This is a genomic window from Bradyrhizobium sp. (assembly GCF_049798375.1).
Lineage (GTDB): Bacteria > Pseudomonadota > Alphaproteobacteria > Rhizobiales > Xanthobacteraceae > Bradyrhizobium.
Map to the genome: position 1 here is coordinate 1 of NZ_JBARGP010000017.1, position 18,388 is coordinate 18,388.

Here is an 18,388-nt window from a genome sequence, read left to right on the forward strand (position 1 = left end):
GCGGCCGAGACGGCCGCTGGCAAACCGAGCAACGGCAGCATGCCAATCCGCCGCCGCGCGTAACGCCCGGCATGGGAACGGGAAAATCGGAAAGGCCGCGCAGCGGACATCAGTTCCTTAAATGTGCTCGTCTCGCGCGCCTCATCAGGCGCGGTGATAGGGGTGACCTGCCAGAATCGTGGCGGCCCGGTAAAGCTGTTCCAGAAGCAGGACGCGTACGATCTGATGCGGCCAGGTTGCAGCCCCAAAGGCAACCTTGAGCTTCGCCTTGCGCTGCAATTCGGGCGAAAGTCCGTCAGCGCCGCCGATTGCGAAAACTGTTGTGGCTACGGATTCGTCGCGCCAGCGGCCGAGATGCCCGGCAAAGGCTGTGCTGTCAACGTTCAGGCCACGTTCGTCAAGCGCGACAAGCACGGATTTTTCCGGGATTGCGCCGGCGATGGCAGTGGCCTCTTCGGCAATTCGGGTCGCGGTGTCGCGCGCCCGGCTTTCCGGCAATTCCTGGATGTCGAGGCCGCGAAAGCCGAGCTTGCGGCCGATATCATCGAATCGCTCGCGGTAGCGCTCGGCGAGCTCACGCTCGGGTCCCTGCTTCAGGCGGCCGACGGCAATGACGATGACACGCATGCGCATGCCGGTAGCATGCGCCGCAGTGAAATGACATCGACCGCTGCTTCAGACCGTGCCATTTCAGACAGTCCTCTTCAGACGGTCGTCTTCAGACAGTCTTGGCGGGCTTCGGCCCCTCGGTCCACATCCGCTCGAGGTTGTAGAACTCGCGGACCTCCGGCCTGAATACGTGAACAATCACGTCGCCGGAATCGATCAGCACCCAATCGCAATTGGGCAGCCCCTCGATGTGAGGGGCCTTGAGGCCGGCTTCTTTCAGGCCCTTGGCGACGTTTTCCGCGATCGAGCCGACATGCCGGTTCGAGCGGCCGGTCGAGACGACCATGTAGTCGGAGTAAGCGGATTTGCCGCGAAGGTCGATGGTGACCGTCTCTTCCGCCTTCATGTCGTCGAGGCGGGCGAGGATCGTGCTCAGCGTCTTGTCGGCGTCAGGTTGCGCCTTCAAGGCCGCAGCTTGGGTCGATGTTTTACGCGCCGACTTGCCAGTCTTCGGTAAAACCGACTGAGACAATACAGATGTGGTCAGGGACCATTCCTTTCACTGTATCGCAGGCGACGAATCCGCCCGCGAAGCATTCTACGCATGTGGTGTTAAGCGTTTCAATATTCCAGTCCGTCGTTTCTTTCCCGCCTCATTTCCAGCTTCGTAACCCTGTCCGTTCCATCGACCGGCTCCCGGGGAGGATGAGGACGATCTGTGTGCAAGGCGGCCTAGCGCGACTTCCAGCTTCCATCTGGGTTCCGTAGTCCCGTCGAGGACAGGTTCATTTTCATGCCGGTCAGAAATACCCAGGCCGGCGCGCGCCGGTCGGCCAGTCGGCCGGCTTCTGTTTCGGGAATCCGGTAGTTGGCCAGCGCCTGTGCGGCAGGAGCAGACAGGGCACGGAAGCTCTGCGGCGGTCGGTCGATGACCGCGATTGGCACCTGGCGGGCAATGCGCTGCCAGTTTTGCCAGCGATGGAACTGCGCGAGGTTGTCGGCGCCCATGATCCAGACAAAGCGCAGGCGCGAGGCGCGCATGCGCAAATAGTTGATGGTATCGGCAGTGTAGCGGGTGCCGATGACGGATTCGAGACAGGAGATGTCGATGCGCGGATCTGCCGCCATCTTGCGGGCAGCCTCCGCCCGTTCGGCCAGCGTGTGCAGGCCACCATTGTCCTTGAGCGGGTTGCCCGGCGTCACCAGCCACCAGACCCGGTCAAGTTTGAGGCGCTTCAGCGCAAACAGGCTGATCGCACGATGCGCCTGGTGCGGCGGATTGAAAGAGCCGCCGAGCAGGCCGACGCGCAGGCCGTCGCTGTGCGGCGGCAGGGCTTGCGAGATCCCGTGCGGCGCGGCCGTGAGATCGTTCAACGACGTCTCCGCTGCTCGACCAGAAGTCTGCGCTCGATACTCACGCGCGAGCCATCCACTGCCTGGTCACGGCCGGGTCTGTCCGCTGCCATGGATGCGGTATTTGAAGCTCGTGAGCTGATCGACGCCGACCGGTCCGCGCGCGTGAAACTTGCCCGTGGCGATGCCGATCTCGGCGCCGAAGCCGAACTCGCCGCCGTCGGCGAACTGCGTCGAGGCATTGTGCAGCACGATCGCGGAATCCACTTCGTTGAGGAATTTCTCGGCGGCCGCTGTGTTCTCGGTCACGATCGCGTCGGTGTGGTGCGAGCCGTGGTCGTGGATATGCGCGATCGCTTGATCGACGCCGTCGACCACCTTGGCCGCGATGATGGCGTCGAGATATTCGGCATCCCAATCGTCGTCATTCGCGGGCTTCACGCGCGCATCGGTCTGCTGGACATCGGCATCGCCGCGCACCTCGCAGCCGGCATCGAGCAGCATCTCGACCAGTGGCTTCAGCGTGGAGGGCGCGGCTGCGCGATCCACCAGCAGGGTCTCGGCGGCGCCGCAGACGCCGGTGCGGCGCATCTTGGCGTTCAGCACGATCGACTTCGCCATGTCGAGCTTCGCAGCAGCATCGATATAGACGTGGTTGACGCCTTCGAGATGCGCGAACACCGGCACGCGCGCCTCGGCCTCGACGCGGGCGACCAGGCTCTTGCCGCCGCGCGGCACGATCACGTCGACGCCGCCATTGAGGCCGCTGAGCAAGAGGCCGACGGCGGCACGGTCGCGCGTCGGCACCAGCGTGATCGCAGCCTCCGGCAGGCCGGCCTCGCGCAGGCCCTGCGTCAGGCAATCATGGATGGCGCGGCAGGAGCGGAACGAGTCAGAGCCGCCGCGGAGGATGACGGCGTTGCCGGATTTCAGGCACAGCACGCCGGCATCGGCCGCGACATTCGGCCGGCTCTCGAAGATCACCGCGATGACGCCGAGCGGCACGCGCACGCGCTCGATGGTCATGCCGTTCGGACGCTGCCAGCTCTCAGTGACGATCCCGACCGGATCGGCGATCGCGCCCACGGCCTCGATACCCTCGGCCATCCCCTCGACGCGCGCCGGCGTCAGGGTAAGGCGATCAAGAAACGCCGTGGTGGTGCCGGCAGCCTTGGCCTCGGCGACATCTTCGGTATTAGCGGCAAGGATGGTTGCGGCATTGGCGCGGATTGCCTGCGCCATCAAGTCCAGCGCCCGGTTCTTCTGCTCGGTCGGCGCCAATGACAGCACCCGCGCAGCGGCGCGGGCGCGCATCGCGAGGTCGTTCATCAGCGCGGGCAGATCGGTGCTGCCGTCGATGGCCTTGAGGGAGGCGGTCATGGGCGTTCCAGACATGAATTAAGGCGATGGTCTAGCACGGAAATCAGCTTCTTGCGAAGCCGAAGGAACCCTAAAGGGCTGGCGACACTCCCGCCGGGCCGATCACGAGGTCGTCGCGATGGATCATCTCGGCACGGCCGGTGACGCCCAGGATTGCAGCGGCGTCGGGCGAGGAGCGGCCCTTGATGCGGTCGGCGTCATCGGTGTCATAGGCGATGAGGCCGCGGCCGATCTCATGCAGATCCGGCCCGCGTACCACGACGGCATCGCCGCGCGCGAATTGGCCATCGACCCGGATCACGCCGGCCGGCAGCAGGCTCTTGCCGGCGCGCAATGCGGCGACCGCACCGGCATCGATCGTGAGTGTGCCCTTCGGCTCCAGCGAGCCCGCGATCCAGCGCTTGCGCGCGGTGACGGGATTGGCCGGCGTCAGGAACCAGGTGCAGCGGCCGCCATCGGCGATCGCCTGCAGCGGATGCTCGATCTTGCCCGAGGCGATCAGCATGTGGGTGCCGCCGGTGGTCGCGATCTTGGCGGCCTCGATCTTGGTGCGCATGCCGCCGCGCGAATACTCGGACGCCGCGGCTCCCGCGATCGCCTCGATCTCGGCGGTGATGCTTTCAACCATGGGGATGAGCCGCGCATTGGGATCCTGCGCCGGCGGCGCGGTGTAGAGCCCGTCGATGTCGGAGAGCAGGATGAGAAGATCGGCGCTGGCCATGGTAGCGACGCGGGCGGCAAGGCGATCATTGTCGCCATAGCGGATCTCGGCAGTGGCGACCGTATCGTTCTCGTTGATGATGGGCACCGCGCGCCATTCCAGCAGCTTGCCGATGGTCGAGCGTGCGTTGAGATAGCGACGGCGTTCTTCGGTGTCCTGCAAGGTCACCAGGATCTGCCCGGCACCGATACCATGCGCGCCCAGCACCTCCGACCATATCCGCGCCAGCGCGATCTGGCCGACGGCGGCAGCCGCCTGGCTCTCCTCCAGCTTCAGCGGACCGCGCGGTAGCCTGAGCCGACTGCGGCCGAGCGCGATCGAGCCGGAGGAAACGACCAGCAACTCGCCGCCCCGATTGTGGAGTTCGGCGATATCGGCGGCCAGCGCGGCGAGCCAGGAGGCGCGGACCTCGCCGGCGTCGGAATCGACCAGCAGCGAGGAGCCGACCTTGACGACGATGCGGCGGAAATTCTCGAGTTTGGGATGGGCCATGACGGAGGTCGGGCTCGAAGGTGCGGTAGCCGGGCAGGCTTTCCGAGTTTTGCGCGGTCGCGGCTGGGGAGGCAAGCGTGAGGCGTAGCTCAGCCTTGCGGCGGCGGCGGCGGCACGGCCCACGGCTCGTCGGTCGCAGCACTCTCGATCGCGCTCTTGGCCTTGGTGGACACAGGCTGCTCGGCGACCACATCGGCAAGCTTGCGCAGGGCGTCCTTGACGCCGTCGCCGGTCGCGCCCGACAGCAACAACGGCGTCTGCTTGGCGGCGCGCTTCAGCCGGTCCTTCTGCTTCTTCAATTCGTCCGGTTCGACGGCATCGATCTTGTTCAGGGCGACGATTTCGATCTTGTCGGTGAGCTCACCGCCATAGGCGTCGAGCTCGTTGCGCACGGTCTTGTAGGCCTTGCCGGCGTGCTCGCAGGTGGCGTCCACCAGATGCAGCAGCACGCGGCAGCGCTCCACATGGCCCAAGAATCGGTCGCCGAGGCCGGCGCCTTCATGCGCGCCTTCGATCAGTCCGGGAATGTCGGCGAGCACGAATTCGCGGCCGTCGGCGTTCACGACGCCGAGCTGCGGATGCAGGGTGGTGAAGGGATAGTCGGCGATCTTCGGCTTGGCGGCGCTGACCTTGGAGAGGAAGGTCGTCTTGCCGGCGTTCGGCAGGCCGACCAGGCCGGCGTCCGCAATCAGCTTCAGCCGCAGCCAGATCCAGCGCTCCTCGCCGGTCTGGCCGGGATTGGCGTTACGCGGCGTGCGATTGGTCGGCGATTTGAAATGCGCGTTGCCGAAGCCGCCATTGCCGCCTTCGGCGAGAACGAACTTCTCGCCCAAAGCGGTAAAATCATGGATCAGCGTTTCCCTGTCCTCGTCGAAAATCTGGGTTCCGACAGGGACCTTGAGCGTGATGGATTTACCGCCGGCGCCATGGCAGTCCTTGCCCGAGCCGTTGCCGCCCTTCTGGGCCTTGAAATGCTGCTGATAACGGTAGTCGATCAGGGTGTTGAGGCCGTCGACGACCTCGATGATGACGTCGCCACCGCGGCCGCCATTGCCGCCCGACGGGCCGCCGAACTCGATGTACTTCTCCCGCCGGAACGCAACGCAACCGTTGCCGCCGTCGCCGGAGCGGATATAGACCTTGGCTTCATCAAGAAATTTCATGATGCGCCTTACGTAGGCGAGGCGGAGGGCTGCGGCAACCGCCGAATCCCGTTATTTCGGCCGAAAGCTTAATCCGGGGCGCTCGCGAAATGCGCCTCTGTTTCAGGCCCCCCGCCGACATCGTGAAGGTCGAGGTGCCCAGAATGACGGCCGCCGGAATCAGGCGCCGCGGAATGCCGGCCGTGCGAAACAACGATTGCGCCATCGGCACGATCACGAAGAACGCGACGAACAGGCTGACGCCGCCATAGGTGACCAGCGCGCCCGCCAGCACCACGCCAAGAATGGTCCGGCGTTCGCCCAACCGGTGCGTGATGACGTTCGCGACCGCGGTGACCGCGCCGCTGTCGTCCATCAGCTTTCCGAATACAGCGCCAAGCAGAAAGATCGGAAAGAACTGGGCGAGAAAATCTGCCGCGCTTCGCATGAAGGTCTGGGTCCAGTTCGCGAGCAGCGGCTGCCCGCCGAAGGCCGCGGCGATCAGCGCGCAAAGCGGCGCGAGCAGCAGCACGCTCCAGCCGCGAAACGCGAGCCAGACCAGCACGCCCAGCCCGGCCGGAACGCCAAGGAGCCCCATCGCCTCAGCACTCCGCCAGCAGGATGTCGAGATCGGCCGTCGAACGCTCGCCGAGATCGGTCGCGTGCATTTCGAGGAGTTCGCGCGCCGCGGGCCGCCCCTCGTCGCGCAGCTTGGTGACGAACGCCCATTCGGCGTTGAGCTTGGACGAGGCACCGAAGGTCGCCAGCATGTCGCTCTTGATCCGGTGGGTCTTCATGTGCGCCCAGCGTGCGCCCTCGCCGGTGCCGGGATCGGCGACCTGACGCAGCAGCGCGATCATCCGCAGCTCCTTGGCAAGCGGCGAGTTGAACGAGATCTCGTTGAGGCGGTTGAGGATGGGCGCGCGAGACCGCGCGCCAGTATTTGTGGAGCGCTTCGCGGGCACCAGCGGCCCAGCCATTCGCCAGCACGGCCGCGTTCATCGCGCCGGCCGAGGTTCCGGAAATGCCGGCAATCTCAAGCCATGGCTCTTCAAGCAGCCGGTCGAGAACGCCCCACGTGAACGCGCCGTGCGAGCCTCCGCCCTGGAGCGCCAGATCGATCAGCACGGGGCTTCGGTCCGTCGGGGTGTCCGCCTTGCCTGAGCAGCCGCAGGTTGAATTATGTCGCAGCCGGGGCGAATTTGCGAGGTAAAGTTCGTATTCTCATGCGCCTGTGATGCCGGAGCGGGATACAGACCCGGCCCTATCGAGCCACTTCATCGTGCGCCTTGCGCGGACGAGACGGCGCGCTGCGGCAATCCAAACCGGCGCCGATCACGGCCGATCGCGCAATGCCCCGCATACGCTCGAGGTTATTCCGGAGCTATCCGGAGAGGTGTTGGCCGGCCACCGTCCTGACTAGCGGTATGAAAAAACGGTGGCTCTCAAGGTCATGGCGCTCCAAGATCGCCGGAGCCTCGCTTTTCCGTATCCGGCAGAGTTGTCGGCACGTTGCTCGGCGGCGGGTACGTAGCACCGATGTACTTGGTAAACAGCCGGGCCAGCTCTGGTGCCGCGTTGCTGGTGCCGATCATACGAAAAACGCTGCCGCTCCTGGTGCCTCCGGCAAGTATGCCCTCGAGAGCATAGGATTCGTCGCAAGGCAGCACATAGTCGGGACCAGCACGAGGCGTAACCGGATAGTCGCGTGTGGGACCGGCCGACGAATAGGGGGACTTGCACTCGTCCAGAAGAACGTAACCACCGGCCACATGCACAGCGGACTGGTCAGCCGTGGCGATCCCGTTGAGGGTACCGAAGCGAGAGACGAGGGATCCGGTCTTGTCGAATTCGCCGCTGACGAAAGTGCAATTCGCCGCCGCCGACCGGTCTCGTTCCCAGACGGGGTCGATAAAAAGCGAACGCTTGGAGCCGGTCGTCACGCCCATATTGGGATCCGTTCGTGCGACATACCCGTCGATCTGCTTTCCTGCGCCAATGCCGGTGACCCTGATGGTCCAATCGCCGTGCTCATTGGCTGCGACTCCGGGCGCGGCGATGGTGGGCCCGACTTCGAGCAACCACATTCTGTCGTTGCCCCATACGATCGGGCCGATTAGCCGAGGAGCTGTACCACCTGGTGTCGGCAGCGTGGTGCCGACAACGCCGGGCGCGGATGTCAGATTCACATGGCCGCTGGGTGGCGTCAGCGTAACGAAGATGTCGTCAGCGTTGTTGTTGTCCGTCCAGATCTCGGCGAAGCACAGCGCGGTATTGTCGGGAGGAAGGCACCAGGTCCATTCGACTTCGGCGGGCTGATTATCCGCCGTGAAGACGACGTGTTCCTCCGTGAGATATGAGTTGCCCGCCGCGAGAAAGATGTCGAGTTTCGGCCTTCCCGGACTGCCATTGTAATAGGTGACGAGTTGGGTCAGGGCGGTCTCGAGTTCGGCCGTGCCATCATGTGGTCCCGTCGTCGGACCATAGCTGAGATTGATGATCACGTTCTCGGTCACGTTAGGCTCGGCGAATGACATGATGTAGCGGATGCCTTCCAGCACATAGGCCTTGAGCCATACGCCGGTCGCATCACGGATGCAGTCATTGGAAAACTGCACGAACACCACGTCGGCATCACAAGCCGGGTCTGTCGTTGGATTTCCGGGCGCCCAACTCGGCGGATAGCGCCGGTCCCCGCCGGGACTGATCCGGGACGAGAGCGGCGTGCTTCCTGCAAGCAAGTCCATGACATGCGCGCCGTGCGATTGCTGGCTGGCGAGCCGAGTGAATTTTGCATCAGCGTAGCAACCGTCCTCGTCGATGCTGCCGGCTGGCGTCGCATGCATTGAAAGCCACTCGTCCAGCCCGATCTGGTTGGCCGAAAGCGGATTGCGGAGGTATTCCAATCCAAACGCGAAATCCGTCAATTTTTCTCCGAACGAGCGCGTGTTGACATCGACCCGTTTCCTGTGACGGTTCTGGTCCCAGATTCCCCGCACCCGGGTGCTGACCTGGCTGTTCGCCGCGATCCTGAGAAACTGCGCGGCGGCAAAGGGGCAGCCATCGTCCATCGTGCCGATCAGCAGCGGCTTCGAACCTCCGTCTCTCCAGCGTTGGTTGACCGTCCGCTTGTTGTCGACTGGCGGTGCCACCGACAGTTTCAGGGGAAGCGATAGCTCGACTTTGGAGACGTACTGTTCCCACAGCGAGAATATGGGGCCACCCGGTTCCAAGGGTGTCACCGCGGCCGTCGGGGCACGCAAGGTACCAAACGAAATGTCGTCGTCGGCCGGGCCGAGTTCGACGGATCGGCTGGATGTGTCTGAATGAGGCCCGCGCAAGGCGTTATTCAGAAGGTCCACAAACGCTTCCTGTTTCTGCCGTCCCGGTTGTTTGAACTCGACGAGAAGGAACAGCTTGAAATTCTCCTTCTCGTCGAAAAATTCGAAATATTCAAAGCGCGTGGAAATTGCGTACCGGAGGTATGGGCCAAAGCAATTCGGGTAGCTGTCACGATCGGGCATGGATTACTCTCCCCGTCAGTATGGCACGCCAAATCTGCCAGCCCACTCCTTGCGAGCTTTGTGCCACACGTGCTTCATCACATCGGATCGCACGACGCCGGCGCCTCCAGTTGCAGAATAGAACGGCCCTTGGCCAAGGTCCTGAATCGGGGCGATTGTCGTGTTGAACGGATTGAAGTCCGTGGTGGCATTGGCGCCATCGATCCCGGCGGCCAGGAACTTCCGGTTCATGAATGTCTGGTCACCGGTGCAGCGGCCGTAGAAGTACTCGCCAAGTGCCACGCCCAACATGCGTCCCGCCATGCTGTCGACCGGGAAATGAACGCCCGCGACGACGCGATTAGTAGCGATGCGCGCCGTCAGACGGTCCAACTGGTCGATCGCCCATTGGTGTGCCGGGTGTACGGCTGGATCAAGGCTGACTAGCTTCTTGAGCACGCAGGCCACTGCGTAGGCCTGTGTCGCATGTCCCATCGGGAAGGTGTTGTGACCCGGGGTCGTGATCATCGGCTGCACCTCGGCGTTGTATTCGACCGGGCGATAGCATGCCAACGCATGTTTGAACCGCATCTCCACATAGATGCAGAACTGCAGCACCATGTTGATGAGCTCGAAGGTACGCCTGGTGCGATCGGGATGCAGGTAGAGGATCGACGACCAGAACGCGTATTGCGGATCGATCTGCGCCATGATTTCCGTAGCCCGCTCGGTGCGTAGCCGCGCCCAGCTTAAAACCGATGGAATCTGGCTCTCGAAGGTCGCCGGTGCCGGTCGTTGAACCTCCGCAATCAGGTTGCCTGACGACAGGACCTGAAATCCATTCGCACTCGAGGTCTGAAACGTGATGCCCTGCAGCATCTCGCCGATCGCAACATAAGCGCGAACCCATGGCTCCCAGCGCTCCATTTGATCCGGGTCGTCGATGCCCGGGAAGGGTGGTTCGTAATGACTCGTGTCTGTGGGGACGATGATTCCTTCTCGCGAGTGGATCAGCGCATCCACCATCACCGGATTGACATAGGCATCGCCGAGCGTGCCGACGACTCCGCCGCCTGCCCCGCCTACGCCGCCCGCACCACCGGCACCGCCCGCTCCGCCGGCGCCACCCGCACCTCCGGCTCCGCCCGCTCCACCTGCACCGCCCGCTCCGCCCAGTTGGCTCATTTCGGCCTCCCTGTGAGTCAGCTTTTCGATGGTAAACTTGCCGTTGCTTAGGAACCTTGTCCGGTCGTCGACATCCCAAAGGTGGTTTGCTTCACACGAGCATTATTTTTTCCATCAATGCCGGTGGGAGTTGCCGTTTCCCGACGGCAAACCTGCCATCGCCAAGCATCGTGCCCAGTGCCGGCCAGTGTCGAGTTGCGCGTTCGGCATGCGTGCAAGATATGTCTCGACGGTCAACGTCGGATCCACCTTCAGCACATTGATCAGTGCCGCCTGTGCCTCATCCATCCGCCCCTGCGACACGAGCGCGATGGTCAACGCCCGCCATGTGGAGGGATGCATGCGATTGAGCGCCAGCGACGAGCGCGCAAGTTTTTCAGCGTCGGCATATTGATGGGCGGATAGTTTAGCCGTAGCGCTAAGGGATTCAAAGTAGTAGCGCATTGGATCGAGCGGGGAAAGTTCCATCGCTCGTCGCGTTGCCTCGACGGCCGCTGGTCCTTGACCCTTGAACGCCTCGACAGTTCCGAGGAAGAGCCAGCCATGCGCATGGCTCGGGTTTGCGAGCACGGCTTCATCACAGCGCTTGTGCGCCATCTCCAGATCCTTGAAGAGGTGGCAGTAGACAAAGCCTTCTGTCGCCAATGCGAGCGCGTCGGACGGATCACGGTCGAGCGCGGCGTGCGTGGTGCTCAGGGCCTCCGCGGCGTCGCGCGAGCGGTCATCTGACCAGCCCCGCGTAACCCGCAGGATGTACCAGTGTCCAAGCCAGGCCCGCGGTGCCGCGATCCGGCCATGCCGACTGATTAGTTCATCGAGGATTTTGCGAGTCTGGAGAAACTCCTCCTTGCTGGAGCGATGCATCAGCTTAATCGCGCCGAGTAGTAGCGAATAGCTTTCGAGAGTCGGCAGCGGTTGCGTCAGGATATGTTCGACCTCTGCATCGAATACTGCGATGTGAACGGCCCGCGCGATGCGGTCGGCCAGTTCGCTTTCGGACCTCAGCAGATCCTGGATTGGCCCGCTGAGCCTATCGGTCCAAACCACTTGATTATTGTGAGCGGCAGAGAGCTCCACGGTCACCATGATCTCGCTGCCGCTGACGACATAGGCTCCGCTAAGCACGTAGGCCGCCCCGAGATGAGCCGACACTTCATCCACGTCACTCGTCCGTCCGCGGAACGCTGCCGTCGACAGGCGGGAAATCACCTTGAGGTTGGCGGACTTCGACAGGCGCCATATCACGCTGTCGGCGATCAGGTTACCGATGTCGAACAGCCCCGAAGCATCAGCTCTTGCCGATAACGGAATCACGGCAATGCTGGGCTGCATCGATGCCATATAATCGCGCCGCGCGACGATGGTCGGATGCGGGCTTGCCGGACCGACGCGGTATGCCCGAATAGGCTTGTCGAAATGTTTGAGGATGCAGTTGCCAAGATCTTCGCAGACCGCATCCACTCCGTGCGTCAGTTCGTCGCATGCGGCGGCGCTACCGATCGTCTCGCCGGGATTGGCCAGGCCGGCTAGGCCGGCTGCCAATTGCTCATGCGCCGAGGCACTCGCGATGGTCTCACCCGGCCCGGCCAGGGTTGCCAGCCGCGCCGCAAGGTTCACCCCGGTCCCGTAAATGTCGACGCCGTCGCTCCATGTCATCGCAGCGTTGACGCCGGCACGAAGACGGAAATGTTCGTCCTCCGGGAATCCGGCATTGCGTGCGGCGAGTGTCCGGTGCATTTCGCCGGCGGCATTGACGGCATTGCGGACGGTGTCGAAGCGCGCCAATAAGCCGTCGCCGAGGCTTTTGACCAGGCTGCCTTGATGGCGTGGCAATATCTCGGATGACGCGAAGCGAACAAACTCTGTCCACCGATGAACGGTCGCGGCCTCGTTCTCGCTCATCAGCCGCACCGACTCTACCACATCGATCAACAGTACAACGGTCGGCTGAAGTACGAGACACGCGCCAGCGTCAGCCGTGCCGGACCGCTCGGTTCGGACGACTAGCTTTTCGTCTCTATCCTCCGCATCACCGTTCATGCTGATCCGGTACGCGATCACGAGAAGCAGGCATCTTAGGTTTTATAAGCCGGCCGGCCAAGGGGCCTGACCCGATGGCAGATGCCGGCACCGCAAGGCGAAATGCTTTGTCTCGTGACGATGTCGCTGATGCGAGGGAGGGGTATAAGGGTATGTCGCGTCATCATGAGGTTGTCCTCACAAGTTTCGAGCTGCCGTCACCACCTGCTCGAAGCGGTCTGCATCGCCCAAGCAATCGCTTTTTGTTTGTATGCGCGACGGTCGAATGGTTCATGCCGGAGAGGTTGTCGTGTCAGGGTTTGCTGACAGCGAGCATCAACTTGGGCGCCGCCGGATCAGGAATTTCTGTAGGCCCTCCAGTACCAGCTCGCGTCGCTGGTTGAAGATCGTGCTGCGCAGGTTGACGACGCCGGTGGTGCGGCCGCCCCGCAGCTCGGCGACCTCAAGTGCGGGGTAGATGGTATCGCCGGCATAGACCGGTTTGAGGAACTTGCTCGACTGCTCGAGGAAGCCGACCAGCGACTCCTCGACCAGGAACGGAAACAGGCCGGCGCCGGGTGCGGTGTGGATCAAGGTCTGGAAGCCGTGGGCGAGCAGGTCCGGCATGCCGCGGGCGCGACAATATTCCACGTCGTAATGCACGGGATGGGTGTCGCCGCTCGCGGTCTGGAACGCGGCGAACACCGCCGATGTCATGGTGCGGCTCGGCAGCACGAGGCGCTCGCCGACAATGAAATCCTCGAACCAGCGCTGCTCGCTCACCATGCGGTGCTCTGCGGGATCGAACTCTGGCATGGCGGCTCCTCGGGCATGATGTTGTTGTCGCAAGATCGCTAGCGCTTCGCGACGAGCGCTTCAATTCTCTCCGTTCGTCCCACTCTCTCCGTCAATCCGGGGGCGCGCCTGAAAGGCACGAGCCCGGAATCCATTTAGCTTCACGTCGGGCGGTCAGATGGATTCCGGCTCGCTACGCGCGCCCGGAACGACATTGGAGAGAACTGAGCCAGGAATGACGCTGGAGAGCGAAGCGCTAGCCTGATAAAGCACGGTCCCTTTTCGCAGTCTGCCACCATGACCTTCCTGTCCCGCATCTCCGTTGACAATGACGAGCGCGCTGCGCGGCTGGCCGGCATCGGCTTGATGCTGCTGTCGATCTCGATGTTCTCGTTCGGCGACGCGCTCGGCAAGTTCCTAGTCGGCACCTATGCGGTCGGACAGCTGCTGTGGCTGCGCGCCTGTGCCGCACTGCTGGTGCTGTCACCGGTGATCTGGCGAAACCGCGCGCAATTTCGCCACCTGGAGCGGCCGTGGCTGCAGCTGTTCCGCGTCGTGCTGTCGACCTTGGAGGTCGCCGCGTTCTTCCTCGCCACCGTCTATCTTCCGCTTGCCGATGTCGTGACCTATTACCTCGCCGGTCCGGTCTTCGTCACCGCGTTGTCGGCGCTGGTGCTGCGCGAGCATGTCGGCTGCCGGCGCTGGTGTGCGGTGCTGGTCGGCTTCTGCGGCGTCGTCATCGCGCTACGACCATCGGCGCAGACCTTCAGCCTGCCGGCGCTGATCGCGCTTGGCGGCAGCTTCTCGTTCTCGGTCTTGATGCTGATCACGCGTAGCTTACGCGCGACGCCTGATGTCGTGATGGCGTCGTCGCAATTCGTCGGCACCTTCCTGCTCGGCGCCGTGATGGCTCCGTTCGGCTGGGTGACGCCGACGTATGGAAGCCTGGTGCTGTTCGCGACCGCCGGACTGATCTCGGTGACCGCGCTGTTCTGCGTCAACCGTTCGCTGAAGCTGGCGCCGGCTTCGGTGGTGGTGCCGTCTCAGTACACGATGATCGTCTGGGCGGTGATGTTCGGCTTCATCGTGTTCGGCGACGTGCCGCAGCCGGCAACGATCGCCGGCGCCGTCATCATCATCGGCGCCGGACTCTACATTTTTCTGCGCGAGCGCAAGCTCGGGCGCGAGGGGAGTGCGGTCAATCCGCCGGCGTGAAGCCGTGGTCGCCGTCGCCCGGCGATCGCACCGCGCCGGCCCAGCTTTTCAGCGATGTCCAGACGTTGCGCGACAGACGGAACGAATCGACCGGCGCGGACGATCCCAGCACCTCGAAACGATGCAGCTCGACGCCGGCCCATTGGAAGCCACACTTCTCCAGCACGTTGCGTGAGGCCGGATTGGAGACGCGCGCGTAGGCGAGCAGCAGTTTCGCATCGAACGTCTCGAAAAAGAAGTCGACCGCCGCCCGCGCGGCCTCGGTGCCAAAACCCCGGCCCCAATGCGCGACGCCCAGCCAGTAGCCGAGTTCGGGCATATCGGGCTTGCGCCAGACGATTCCGGTCATGCCGATCGGCTCGTGCTGGTGCTCGATCAGGAATGCGGTCTCGCGGCCGCAATCGGCCAGCTGCCGCACGAAATCGACGGCGTCATCGGTGACATAGGGATGGGGCAGACGACGGGTGTTGACCGCGATGCGGCGATCATCGGCGAGGCGGGCGATCGCCCTTGCGTCGGCCAGGGTCGGCGGGCGCAGGGTCAGCCGCTCGGTCTCGAGCACGCACGGTCTCTGCTCACGCAACGTCGATGTTGGAAGATCCTGCAGCATGTCGGGCTCCATCAACGCAACACATGCAACCAAAGCACATGCATCGAAAACAAAAGGGGAGGCCGGTCATCCCGCCTCCCCTTTAGAGCCGCTTGATGCTCCGCCGGTTCATCAGGACCCGGCGGACGTATTGACATCCACCGCTATTCGGCAGCCTCGGCGGTTACCGGACGCACGGAAATGAACGTGCGGTTCGCGCGGGCATGGAATTCCACGACACCTTCGATCTTGGCGAACAGAGTATGATCGGTACCCATGCCGACATTATGACCGGGGTGCCACGTCGTGCCGCGCTGACGCGCAATGATGTTGCCGGGAATCACGAGTTCGCCGCCAAACGCCTTGACGCCAAGGCGTTTGCCCTTCGAATCGCGCCCGTTGCGCGAGGATCCGCCTGCTTTTTTGTGAGCCATGGCCCGTCTCCGATCTGGATGATCTCTAGATCAATTCCTTGAAGGAATCATTCACGATTTGTAGCGCGCGACCCTCGCGCGCAAATTCTGTCGAACCGGCGCTTGCGCGACCGGAAAAACCTTATTCGGCGGACGCCGCTTCGGCCTTCGGCTCAGCCTTGACCCGCTTCGGCCGCGGACCGACGCTCGGCTTGGCACCATCGGTCAGGATCTCGGTGATACGCAGCAAGGTCAGCTCGTCGCGGTAACCGCGCTTGCGGCGCGAATTCTTGCGGCGGCGCTTCTTGAACGCGATCACCTTGGGGCCGCGCTTGTGGTCCAGCACCTCGGCCGCGACGGTGGCGCCGGCCACCGTGGGCAGGCCCAGAATCGGCTGATCACCGCCAACCACGAGCACTTCGGCGAGCTGCACGATGGTGCCGACCTCGCCTTCAATCTTGCCAATCTCGAGCACATCATCCGGTGCGACGCGGTATTGCCGGCCGCCGGTCTTGATGACTGCGAACATCGTTGTTTTCCTTCGTGTTCGATCCCGGCCTCGAGGTTTGACACCCCGGGTCGGCTTCTTGTTCAGTCGTTATGGTTCAGTATCTTTTGGTTTAGTGTCTTGAGGCCGGGCTTGTCGCCCGATCCATCTTGCGCAAACGCAGGAAACGCCTGCCAAATCCACGCAAACGACAATCGGCGCGAGAAACCCCGGCGCCGGTCGAAGGCGGACTTATAGCGGCAGGCGGTAGGGAGTCAAGGTAAACGAGCCGGAAAAGCGCACGGCGAATAGGGAGTAGCGCGTGGGGGACGACGGCTTGGCCGAGCCGGTAACCCCATTCGCTATTCGCCACTCCCTCTTCCTCTTCGCCCCTTTGAAACCAAAGGGTTCCCGAGCCGTTGCCCCCTGCATAGGCGAACAGGGCAGGACATATGGCTGACGACGTTAATACCACGACCGGGATCGCCCGGCACGGGGCCGCACGGCTGCCGTCAGTTGAGATCGACAGCTTCAATATCGAGCTGAAGGACGACGAAGGCTTCCTTGGCGACCGTGCCTCCAAGGGCGCGTTCCGCAAGATTTTCGACCATTGGCGCAAGCCGCTGCGCAAATCCGGCAAAGACCCGTTCGGCGACGAGCCGTCGGAGAACATTTCCAAGAAAACACTGGATGCAATTCTGGTCGGCGACGACACCGAGGCCTCGGCCGTGGTGCACACCGCGATCGAGGAATTCGCCCAGGAGCTCGCTTATGTCACCCGCCGCTTCCTCAAGACCAAGGCCTGGGCCGACACCGAATGCATCGTGGTCGGCGGCGGCTTTCGCGACTCCCGGCTCGGCGAGCTCGCCATCGCCCGCACCGAGATCATCCTGAAGGACGAGAAGTTCGACGTCGATTTGGTGCCGATCCGCCACCATCCGGACGATGCTGGCCTGATCGGCGCCCTGCACCTGGCGCCGTCCTGGATCTTCGAGGCCTTTGACAGCATCCTTGCGGTCGACATCGGCGGCACCAACATCCGCTGCGGCGTGGTCGAGACGGGGTGGAAGAAGGCGCCTGACCTCTCCAAGGCATCGGTCTGGAAATCGGATCTGTGGCGTCACGCCGACGACGAGCCGACCCGGGAAGGCGCGGTGAAGCGGCTCGTGAAGATGCTGAAAGGCCTGATCGAGAAAGCCGACGCCGAGGGGCTGAGGCTCGCGCCCTTCATCGGCATCGCCTGTCCGGGCGTCATCAACGAGGACGGCTCGATCGAGAAGGGTGCCCAGAACCTGCCGGGCAATTGGGAGAGCAGCAAGTTCAACCTGCCGGCGAGCCTGGTCGAGGCGATCCCGATGATCGGCGAGCACGACACCGCAGTGCTGATGCACAATGACGGCGTGGTGCAGGGCTTGTCGGAGGTGCCCTTCATGCAAGAGTTCGAGCACTGGGGCGTGCTGACCATCGGCACTGGCCTTGGCAACGCGCGCTTTACCAACCGCCGCAAGGACAACGGCAAGAAGGGCGGCAAAGACGACAAGGACGACGAGAAGGGCGACGACAAGAAGGCCAGCAAGAAGAAGGCGAAGGCTTAAAGCTAGCGGCGGGACCGGACGGGGCAGCGCCAGATCGCTAACAGCGCGCCCGGTAACCTTGATCGGTTAGGTTAAAAAGGGGTTTGCGTTGCGCCGCATACCGCGATGGCCCACCGTCGATCCGTCGCTCAGACCGGCCGGATTGACCCCCGTCTCTTCCGTTCGGTTCCCCAAGATGCAGCGGCACGGGACCGCCAATGTGTCTTCGCGTATGGCGGTCCCACTTTTTTCGCGCGCGTCTCGTGCTTCTGCCGGCTTGATTTTTGTCCGGCGGTCGGTGCCGGGAAAAAACCGCGATTCGTGCGCTGTTTCCTTGCGAAATATCCGCTGTGCTGCCTTGTCACTCCCGCCATCGTGCCCTAGAACACCGCCCGACCATCGGGCCAAGCCCCGATTTGCGCCCGGAGAGGTGGCAGAGTGGTTGAATGCACCGCACTCGAAATGCGGCATAGGTGCAAGCCTATCGGGGGTTCGAATCCCTCCCTCTCCGCCACGCGATCCTCCACCATATCGTGCGTTATCGAGTTGTTTCGCGTCCGCTGAGGCCAGACGGATTGACCACCGGCCGTTTGATTAACTCGCCTTTCGCGCCGCTTGCTAGCGACGTGCGGCGCCGCACCGGGCGTCCCAGTCTCCCACAGTCATCTTGCAGACCGGACCGAGCAGACCGGCACGGGAGCTGCGCCCGCGGGGGAACCCCTGGAACCTTCTCAAACGAAACGACATTGGTGGCTTAGACACTCGGGCCAGCGAGTGAGAGGAACGAACATGAATGACGATCCCCTGCGTCCGCCGTTTATTTATGAAGGGCTCTACCCTGCCGAGGGCAAGACATCCGCAATCAACGCTTTTGCAGGCGCCGCACGGAGCGCCATGAAGCAGGTGAGCGA

At 63.3% G+C, this 18,388-nt stretch carries 16 protein-coding genes, 1 tRNA gene and 1 pseudogene; 3 read left to right on the top strand and 15 right to left on the bottom strand.

Translation table 11 applies throughout. The features are described 5' to 3' along the window. Window positions 1–144: 144 nt before the first annotated feature. The 12 genes and pseudogenes from rlmH to WA702_RS00670 form a co-directional block, all read right to left on the bottom strand. Window positions 145–627, bottom strand: a complete 483-nt coding sequence (rlmH, locus tag WA702_RS00615; protein ID WP_425108589.1) for a 23S rRNA (pseudouridine(1915)-N(3))-methyltransferase RlmH — start codon at window positions 625–627, stop codon at window positions 145–147. Window positions 628–718: 91 nt separating this feature from the next. Next, window positions 719–1,075, bottom strand: coding sequence for a ribosome silencing factor (gene rsfS / locus WA702_RS00620; protein ID WP_425108590.1), 357 nt, complete (start codon window positions 1,073–1,075; stop codon window positions 719–721). 266 nt (window positions 1,076–1,341) lie between these two features. Further along, window positions 1,342–1,953 (bottom strand): nicotinate-nucleotide adenylyltransferase, encoded by a 612-nt coding sequence (locus WA702_RS00625; RefSeq protein WP_425108604.1) that lies wholly within the window; start codon window positions 1,951–1,953, stop codon window positions 1,342–1,344. 96 nt (window positions 1,954–2,049) lie between these two features. Next, a complete protein-coding gene (locus WA702_RS00630; RefSeq protein ID WP_425108591.1) occupies window positions 2,050–3,342 on the bottom strand; it encodes a glutamate-5-semialdehyde dehydrogenase in 1,293 nt (430 codons plus the stop codon). A 70-nt stretch (window positions 3,343–3,412) separates the two neighbouring features. After that, window positions 3,413–4,555, bottom strand: a complete 1,143-nt coding sequence (gene proB / locus WA702_RS00635; RefSeq protein WP_425108592.1) for a glutamate 5-kinase — start codon at window positions 4,553–4,555, stop codon at window positions 3,413–3,415. Between the two features lie 89 nt (window positions 4,556–4,644). Continuing rightward, window positions 4,645–5,718, bottom strand: coding sequence for a GTPase ObgE (gene obgE / locus WA702_RS00640; RefSeq protein WP_425108593.1), 1,074 nt, complete (start codon window positions 5,716–5,718; stop codon window positions 4,645–4,647). A gap of 112 nt (window positions 5,719–5,830) precedes the next feature. Continuing rightward, window positions 5,831–6,295: pseudogene (locus WA702_RS00645) on the bottom strand (GntP family permease); the annotation flags it as partial. Beyond that, on the bottom strand, window positions 6,199–6,825 hold the full coding sequence (locus tag WA702_RS00650; protein WP_425108594.1) for a patatin-like phospholipase family protein: 627 nt from the start codon (window positions 6,823–6,825) through the stop codon (window positions 6,199–6,201). The gene WA702_RS00650 and the pseudogene WA702_RS00645, both read right to left, overlap by 97 nt. Window positions 6,826–7,148: 323 nt before the next feature. Then, the gene (locus WA702_RS00655) at window positions 7,149–9,221 is read right to left on the bottom strand and encodes a hypothetical protein (protein ID WP_425108595.1); all 2,073 of its coding nucleotides are present in this window, start codon (window positions 9,219–9,221) and stop codon (window positions 7,149–7,151) included. A gap of 15 nt (window positions 9,222–9,236) precedes the next feature. Beyond that, a complete protein-coding gene (locus tag WA702_RS00660) occupies window positions 9,237–10,385 on the bottom strand; it encodes a phosphatase PAP2 family protein (RefSeq protein WP_425108596.1) in 1,149 nt (382 codons plus the stop codon). A 114-nt stretch (window positions 10,386–10,499) separates the two neighbouring features. Continuing rightward, complete coding sequence (locus WA702_RS00665; protein WP_425108597.1) at window positions 10,500–12,446, bottom strand: adenylate/guanylate cyclase domain-containing protein; 1,947 nt, start codon at window positions 12,444–12,446, stop codon at window positions 10,500–10,502. A gap of 294 nt (window positions 12,447–12,740) precedes the next feature. Then, window positions 12,741–13,220, bottom strand: coding sequence for a MaoC family dehydratase (locus WA702_RS00670; protein WP_425108598.1), 480 nt, complete (start codon window positions 13,218–13,220; stop codon window positions 12,741–12,743). A 276-nt stretch (window positions 13,221–13,496) separates the two neighbouring features. On the opposite strand from WA702_RS00670, the gene WA702_RS00675 reads away from it, so the two are divergent. Next, window positions 13,497–14,414, top strand: coding sequence for a DMT family transporter (locus WA702_RS00675; RefSeq protein ID WP_425108599.1), 918 nt, complete (start codon window positions 13,497–13,499; stop codon window positions 14,412–14,414). On the opposite strand, the gene WA702_RS00680 is transcribed toward WA702_RS00675, so the two are convergent. The 3 genes from WA702_RS00680 to rplU all read right to left on the bottom strand — a co-directional run bounded on the left by WA702_RS00680 (window position 14,398) and on the right by rplU (window position 15,945). Further along, window positions 14,398–15,024, bottom strand: coding sequence for a GNAT family N-acetyltransferase (locus WA702_RS00680; RefSeq protein WP_425108600.1), 627 nt, complete (start codon window positions 15,022–15,024; stop codon window positions 14,398–14,400). The two genes, WA702_RS00675 and WA702_RS00680, sit on opposite strands and share 17 nt — an antisense overlap. A 143-nt stretch (window positions 15,025–15,167) precedes the next feature. Continuing rightward, window positions 15,168–15,437 (bottom strand): 50S ribosomal protein L27, encoded by a 270-nt coding sequence (rpmA, locus tag WA702_RS00685; RefSeq protein ID WP_425108601.1) that lies wholly within the window; start codon window positions 15,435–15,437, stop codon window positions 15,168–15,170. A 121-nt stretch (window positions 15,438–15,558) separates the two neighbouring features. After that, on the bottom strand, window positions 15,559–15,945 hold the full coding sequence (gene rplU, locus WA702_RS00690; RefSeq protein ID WP_425108602.1) for a 50S ribosomal protein L21: 387 nt from the start codon (window positions 15,943–15,945) through the stop codon (window positions 15,559–15,561). Window positions 15,946–16,355: 410 nt separating this feature from the next. Here rplU and WA702_RS00695 point away from each other — a divergent pair, with 410 nt between their 5' ends. Both WA702_RS00695 and WA702_RS00700 read left to right on the top strand, forming a co-directional pair. After that, entirely contained in the window at window positions 16,356–17,498 is a 1,143-nt protein-coding gene (locus WA702_RS00695) for an ROK family protein (RefSeq protein ID WP_425108603.1), read from the top strand. A 403-nt stretch (window positions 17,499–17,901) separates the two neighbouring features. After that, window positions 17,902–17,991: transfer RNA gene (locus tag WA702_RS00700), tRNA-Ser, on the top strand. The last annotated feature ends 397 nt before the right edge of the window (window positions 17,992–18,388 follow it).